The organism is Myroides sp. WP-1, from assembly GCF_014145635.1.
Lineage (GTDB): Bacteria > Bacteroidota > Bacteroidia > Flavobacteriales > Flavobacteriaceae > Flavobacterium.
Genome location: NZ_JACHTC010000035.1, coordinates 1 through 7274 on the forward strand (window position 1 = coordinate 1; position 7274 = coordinate 7274).

2 protein-coding genes and 1 pseudogene are annotated in these 7274 nt (G+C 34.5%); all 3 read right to left on the minus strand.

From position 1 onward, the window contains the following. Positions 1-1343, minus strand: a pseudogene (locus tag H4K33_RS15970) (hypothetical protein); the annotation flags it as partial. Between the two features lie 425 nt (positions 1344-1768). Next, the gene (locus H4K33_RS15975) at positions 1769-3955 is read right to left on the minus strand and encodes a hypothetical protein (RefSeq protein ID WP_182650804.1); all 2187 of its coding nucleotides are present in this window, start codon (positions 3953-3955) and stop codon (positions 1769-1771) included. Between the two features lie 968 nt (positions 3956-4923). Continuing rightward, positions 4924-7274: hypothetical protein (locus H4K33_RS15980; RefSeq protein ID WP_182650808.1), on the minus strand; the 2351-nt coding region annotated here is incomplete at its 5' end.

A 7274-nucleotide genomic window follows, 5' to 3' on the forward strand; every position in this document is an offset into this window, starting at 1 on the left:
ACTCCACTACCATCGGTATATTCGAATTTAGTTCCATCATAAAACACATTCCCTCCAACATTCTTGACAATTTCTTCGATCTGTTCTTTCACTACTTCATTCGCGATAATCGTTTCAAATTGTTCAACAACAGATTGAGGTACATTGATAATCGTTTGCGTTCCGTTCTCTGAGGTATACGTATAGGTACCATTTTGATTGTCTACCAAGGTCGTTTTGGTTTCATGCGCTTTGACTGCTGCTTTTAGATCTACTGTTGAAGCCTCTCCTTCTTCATCTTGGTAAGTTAAAACCCCAGTAGTAGAATCATAATCTAAACTAGTTACCGTTTCATTGGCTTTGACAATAGCAGCAACATCAATCAACTGCTTGACTCCACTACCATCGGTATATTCGAATTTAGTTCCATCATAAAACACATTCCCTCCAACATTCTTGATAATTTCTTCGATCTGTTCTTTCACTACTTCATTCGCGATAATCGTTTCAAATTGTTCAACAACAGATTGAGGTACATTGATAATCGTTTGCGTTCCGTTCTCTGAGGTATACGTATAGGTACCATTTTGATTGTCTACCAAGGTCGTTTTGGTTTCATGCGCTTTGACAGTAGCTCCCATATCTAGGGTAGTTGTTGTGCCGTCAGCATTGGTATAGCTAAATGTATTACCATCATAACGCACGTTGCCTCCATTATCGACAATAAACTGATTTAAAAACTCTTGAACTTCTGTATTGTTGATGATGCGTTCAAAGTTTTTAATCACATCGGAAGAAACGTCAATCACTACTTCTACACCCGCTTCATTTCTATAGGTGTATTTTCCGTTGCCTGAGGGATCTTTCACTAAAGTTGTTACCGTTTCGTTGGCTTTGACTATAGCAGCAATACTTATCTCTCGTACAGTTCCTGTAGCATCTTTATAGGTTAATGTTGTTCCATCATAAAACACATTGCCACCTGAGAGATTGAAGAATTGTTCCAGTTGATTGCGCAATGACTCATCACTGATAATTTTAGAGAAATTCTTGATCACTTCATCCGCTACATCTACATTAGAGATAAGACGCACCCATCTAGTTTTATCCCAATAGTAAAAACCAGGAACAATATCCCCTTGTGCTTTATTAGCATAAACCAATAAACTTTCCACATTGCCATTAGCGATTGTAGTTGCATCAGTTGTGCTTGTTAAGGTAATATTGGGAATTAAAACCCCTTTGTCTTTAGACAATACGGTTAATTCAGCAGATTTATGGGGTTGTGTAGTTCCAATACCTACCTGCGCATAAGTTACTGATGCAAAAAGCAGAACAGCAATAGATACTAGTTTTTTTTTCATACTTACTTTTTTTAAAAAATTGAATCAATTAATTGCATACTTCTATTCCTGCCCAATCATCCACATAGAAGCATCAATCCTACCCTTATTCAAAAAGTGTTTCATTCAAAAGTAAATAGCTGAAAAGTTAAAAAAAGAATCAAAAGCATTGAATTTCAGCAAACAGAACGAAACAAAACGTCTTTTAACATTCGTTAAATTATAAGGAAGATTTACTTTTTTACAAAAAGTATTCTATTTTTTAAACTAGACAAGTCTACAAGGTACAACCAACTACTTTTACCCAGTTGTACACCATATCCGATTTCTTGTTTCAACCCTTACACGGTATATCAAACAAGAGAAATACATACAAAAAAAGGAGCCTGCTCAAAAAAGAGCAAGACTCCAACCAAAAAACACAAATACTGGAATGCGCTGTCTATTTATTGTTTTTCAAATATGTTAATTTCAAGATTATCGTCTAAAACTACGTTAAATACGTTTGCACTTCCTGTAAGAAAATAACCTGGATCAGTTTTGGTGGCATTTTTGAAAAAATTATTTCGAGTAGGTTTTATTCTAATATCTATTGTATTACCAGAACTATTTAAACGCAGGTCATTTGGAAAAGCAATCATAACGGAATAATCTCCATACTGAGTATCCCAACCCGTCGTACTTCCTCCGAAAGTATAAATTCTTTCATTCATAGTTTTCATTAATGAACCATTCACGTAAATTTCTAATTCTATCATCGAAAATACTTCAACAGCACCAAACGCGTTATTTACTCTACCATTTGTATTAGCTTTGACTGTAAAATCTAGATGCATATACTTTGTTACAGAAGGGTTGTTATTTGCACTAAAATATGCTCGATAAACTGATTTATAGGTTTCATTCGATAGACGGTATATTTGTGAAACTGCACCTAAGGTGAAGTTCATCTCATTATAACTCCAACTTTGGTTTGTAGACATTCCATCACTGAAGCGTATTGTTTTCGTTAAATCATACTTTTCTACTTTAGGCACTGTAAACTTAACTCCAGCAGCAGCTATCGGATTGCCATTGCTATCGATTGCTTTTTCATTATAATAAGTAAATGACCCATTGCCGTGATCCACTAATTTAGTTATGATTTCATTTGCTTTTATTAACGACTCTATTTCCACTACCGTTTTAGTTCCTTTTTCGTCTGTGAACGTGATTGTTCCCGCAGCTAAATCACTGCTTATACTAGTTACCGTTTCAAAAGATTTTACAGCATTTTTTACATCTACTTTGACGGAAGCTTGATGTTCATCTTTATAGGTTAGAATTCCAGTTGTCGTATCATATGACAATATGGTTAAGGTTTCATTATCTTTTACAATCTTATTTATATTGACCACTTGTCGATCTCCATTTTCATCATTGTATTCAAACGCCGTTCCAGTAAAATATACATTTCCACCTGTTTGTAGAATTATTTCTTTTAGTCGATGCATCACCGCATTGTTTCCGACAATATTTTCAAATTGGTCAATAACATTTTGAGGCACATTAATCGTTGTTATAGTTCCGTTCTCTGAGGTATAGGTATACGTACCATCTTTATTGTCATCTAACGTAGTTTGTGTTTCATTGCTTCTAACAATGGCTAAAATATCGATGATTTGCTTGCTTCCATCCGCAGCGTTATACTCAAAATTATTTCCATCGTAATACACAACACTTCCGGTCTGTAAAACCACTTGTTCTAATTGACGCAACACCTCTTCATTGCTGACAATATTTTCGAACTGTTTAATGACTGATTGAGGAACATCTATAGTCGTTTGGACACCTTGCTCTGAGGTATAGGTATAAGTGCCATTTTGATTGTCTACTAGAGTAGTGAGCGTTTCATTGGTTCTAACAAGGTTCAGAATATCAATACTATGTCTGTACCCCTCCGCATCATTATACTCAAAATTGGTACCATCAAAATACACTACACTTCCTGTTTGTAAAACGATTTGTTCTAATTGACGCAGTACGGCTTCATTGTTCCTAATTGTTTCAAACCTTTTAATAACCGATTGAGGAACATCAATAATAGTTCGAGTACCATTTTCTGAGGTATACGTATAGGTACCATTGTTGTTATCGACTAACGTAGTCAGTGTTTCATTGGTCTTAACGATAGTGGAGATATCTAACAATTGCTTTACTCCATTTTCATCGATATACTCAAACTTCGTACCGTCATAAAATACGCCACCTGCTGTTTGCTGGATTATTTGTTCCAATTGTTTTACTACCGTTTCATTTTCGATAATTGTCTTAAAGTTCTTCACCACTTCATCCGCTATATCGACATCGGGAACAATTCTCACCCATTTGGTTTTATCCCAATAGTAAAATCCTGGTTTTACGTCTCCTTGTTTCGCATTGGCATAAACCAATAAACTTTCTACATTGCCATTCTTAATCGTTGTTCGGTCCACCGTACTTTGTAAATTGATATTTGGAATCAAAATTCCTTTATCTCTTGACATAATCGTTAATTCCGAAGATTTATTGGGTGTACTTGTTCCAATTCCCACTTGAGCGTGCACAACTGAAACCAAAAGTAAAGTTGCAGCTGTAAGTAATTTTCTGTTCATAATTTGTCCATTTAGTTTTATCTATTCTTATTTTATACGTTGTTTTTTTGTATTTCACACAAACTCAAAATTTATTAATATTTTTAAAATATTTTGAATATAACTGAATAAATACCGAAACAAAAAGCAATAAACAAACATAATCAACAAAAAAGTTAAAAAAAATATCAATAAAACATCAATACACTATTGATACACACTTTAACTTTTAAAGAATAAAACAACCCTTTTTTTTAAAAAAGGGTTGTTTTTTACACTCCAATCTACAATTTTAAATACACGACTAAACTATTTTGCGTACAACTACCTCCTTTATTACTCAATTCATCTAAACCTGTGGATATTTTAACCTTATATTTTCCTTCCTATTCTTCTAGATCCGATTTACCTTGTCTATTTTAACTTTTTCGCAACCCGATCGCTTACTCCTACTCTATTTTTTGGTTGTATTTTAATTTTACGACCTCAATTCGCTACAAAAACAGAAGTTCTTACTCTCCTTTTTTTTGAAAATTGGCAGTACATCTCCCTTATTCCAGTAACCAAATGAGCTACTATTGTTTTAGGGGTGTAGGTTTGAGCACTTTCCTTCTTTATTTTATAAAAACCAAGACAACTTCAGTGACTATTGAAGCACGATTGAAACTGTCTAAAAATTAATTCCGTTGAGAACATGAGCATGAAAAGAAAGAGAGCGACCTTTTGAGTCACTCTCTTTTTCTTTACTTATTTTCACAAAAGCTTTCCCGTGATAAGAGACATAAAATAATGATAACTAATAAGTCGTTCTGTTTGATCACCTCATTGTGCGTATTGTAACTATCGCAATGGATATGAACTACGCTTTAAAATTACTAGTTTATGTTTGTCATGTTACTTGAAATGTTTTGATAAGGAGCCTGCCCAAAAACTGGGCAAGACTCCAACCAAAAAACACACAAATACTTGAACGCTTTTTCTAGAATACTCTATTTTTCAAAAAGCTGAATCATTACTTTGGAGACATTCAAAACTAATACTCTCATATCATCAGAAAAGTAACCTTGGCCGTTTCCGAGATTTTTATTAAAAGTATTTCTAGATGGCTTCAATCTAATTTCTAAGTTATTACTAGCCGCTATGTTTAAATTATTCGGAATCACTGCAGGCCAATTAAAAGTTTCCTCCCAATAATTTTCTCCTCTCTCATACCCACCAAATCTAAAAAATTTAGGAGTAAATGTTTCTATCACAACACCATTAATCAAAAGTTCTACTTCAATCAATGCTTCAACTTCAACACTTCCTATATAGGAAACAGTCTCACTGATAGTTAAAATATGCCCCCTAATAGTAAAATTTACATTTAAATATCTTGAAGTATTAGGTCTACTAATATCCGCATTTAAAGTTCCTGAAAAAGCGGTTTCAAATGCCAAATTCGGAAAATGAGAAACTCCATTAGTACCCCCACTAGTCATGTCAGCATAAGTATAATCTCTTGGAGTCTTAACTCCAGAATTAATCATTGATGTCATATCATATGTCTCAATTCTTGGTATTCTAAATGTCGTACCTCTATTGGCTATTGGATTACCGGCAGCATCAATCTCTTTTTCGTTGTAATACGTAAAGGTATTATTATTGTTATTCACTAACTTAGTTGTTGTTTCATGCGCTTTCACTACTGCTTTCATATCCAACACCGTCGAAACTCCTTTTTCATCTACAAACGTAACTGTTCCTGCCGCTGTATTACTCGTGATACGGGTTACTGTTTCAAACGTTTTTACCGCATTTCTGATATCTACTGTTGCTATGTTTTTGTGTTCATCTTTGTAGGTCAAAATCCCCGTTGTTGGATTGTAAGCTAATACAGTTAAGGTATCTTCAATGATGGTTTGACTTCCATTTTCTGACGTATAGGTATACGTACCATTTTGGTTGTTAATTAACGTAGTTAGCGTCTCATTGTCTTTAATCATACCTGATAAATCAATGATTTGTTTTACTCCATTTTCATCGAGATATTCAAGCTTTGTACCATCATAATACACATTTCCTCCCTTATTTAGAATTAATTGCTCCAATTCATGTCGCACTGTCTCATTGTTGATGATTTTTTCAAACTCTTTAATTACAGATTCTGGAACATCAATAATCGTTTGGGTGCCATTCTCCGAAGTATACGTAAAGGTACCATCGCCATTGTCTACTAAAGTAGTTAGCGTTTCATTGGCTTTGACTATAGCTGAAATATCAATGATTTTCTTTATTCCATCTACATCGAGATATTCAAACTTTGTACCATCATAATACACATTACCTCCTCCTGATATTGTTATCAATTCTAAAATCTGATTTTTAACCGTTTCATTGTTAATGATTTTTTCAAACTGATCTATAACATCCTGAGGAACATCAATAATCGTTTTTGTGCCATTCTCCGAAGTATAGGTATACGTTCCATCTTCGTTGTTTACTAAAGTAGTTAGTGTTTCGAGGGATTTGATGATCTGACTTAAATCAATCACGCGAACAACGCCATTGGCATCTGCATAGGTAAATGTTGAACCATCGTAATACACATTTCCGCCACCTACTACAGTTAGGAGTTCTAATATTTTATTTTTAACCGTTTCATCACTGATGATTTTTTCAAATTCATTAATCACCGATTGAGGAACATCAATAATCGTTTGGGTGCCATTCTCCGAAGTATACGTAAAAGTACCGTTGTTATTATTTACTAAGGTAGTCAGCGTTTCGAGGGATTTGACGATCTGACTTAAATCAATCTCACGAACAACGCCATTGGCATCAACATAGGTGAATTTTGTACCATTATAATACACATTTCCGCCACCCACTACAGTTAGGAGTTCTAATATTTTATTTTTAACCGTTTCATTGTTGATGATCTTTTCAAACTGATCAATCACATCTTGTGGTACATTAACAATCGTTTTTGTACCATTCTCCGAAGTATAGGTATACGTTCCATCGCCGTTGTTTACTAAGGTAGTAAGCGTTTCGAGGGATTTGACGATCTGGCTTAAATCAATCTCACGCACAACGCCATTGGCATCTGCATAGGTAAATCTTGTACCATCGTAATACACATTTCCGCCACCCACTACAGTTAGGAGTTCTAATATTTTATTTTTAACTGTTTCATTGTTGATGATCTTTTCAAACTGATCTATAACATCTTGTGGTACATTAACAATCGTTTTTGTGCCGTTCTCTGACGTATAGGTATACGTTCCATCGCCGTTGTTTACTAAGGTAGTAAGCGTTTCGAGGGATTTGACGATCTGGCTTAGATCAATCTCACGAA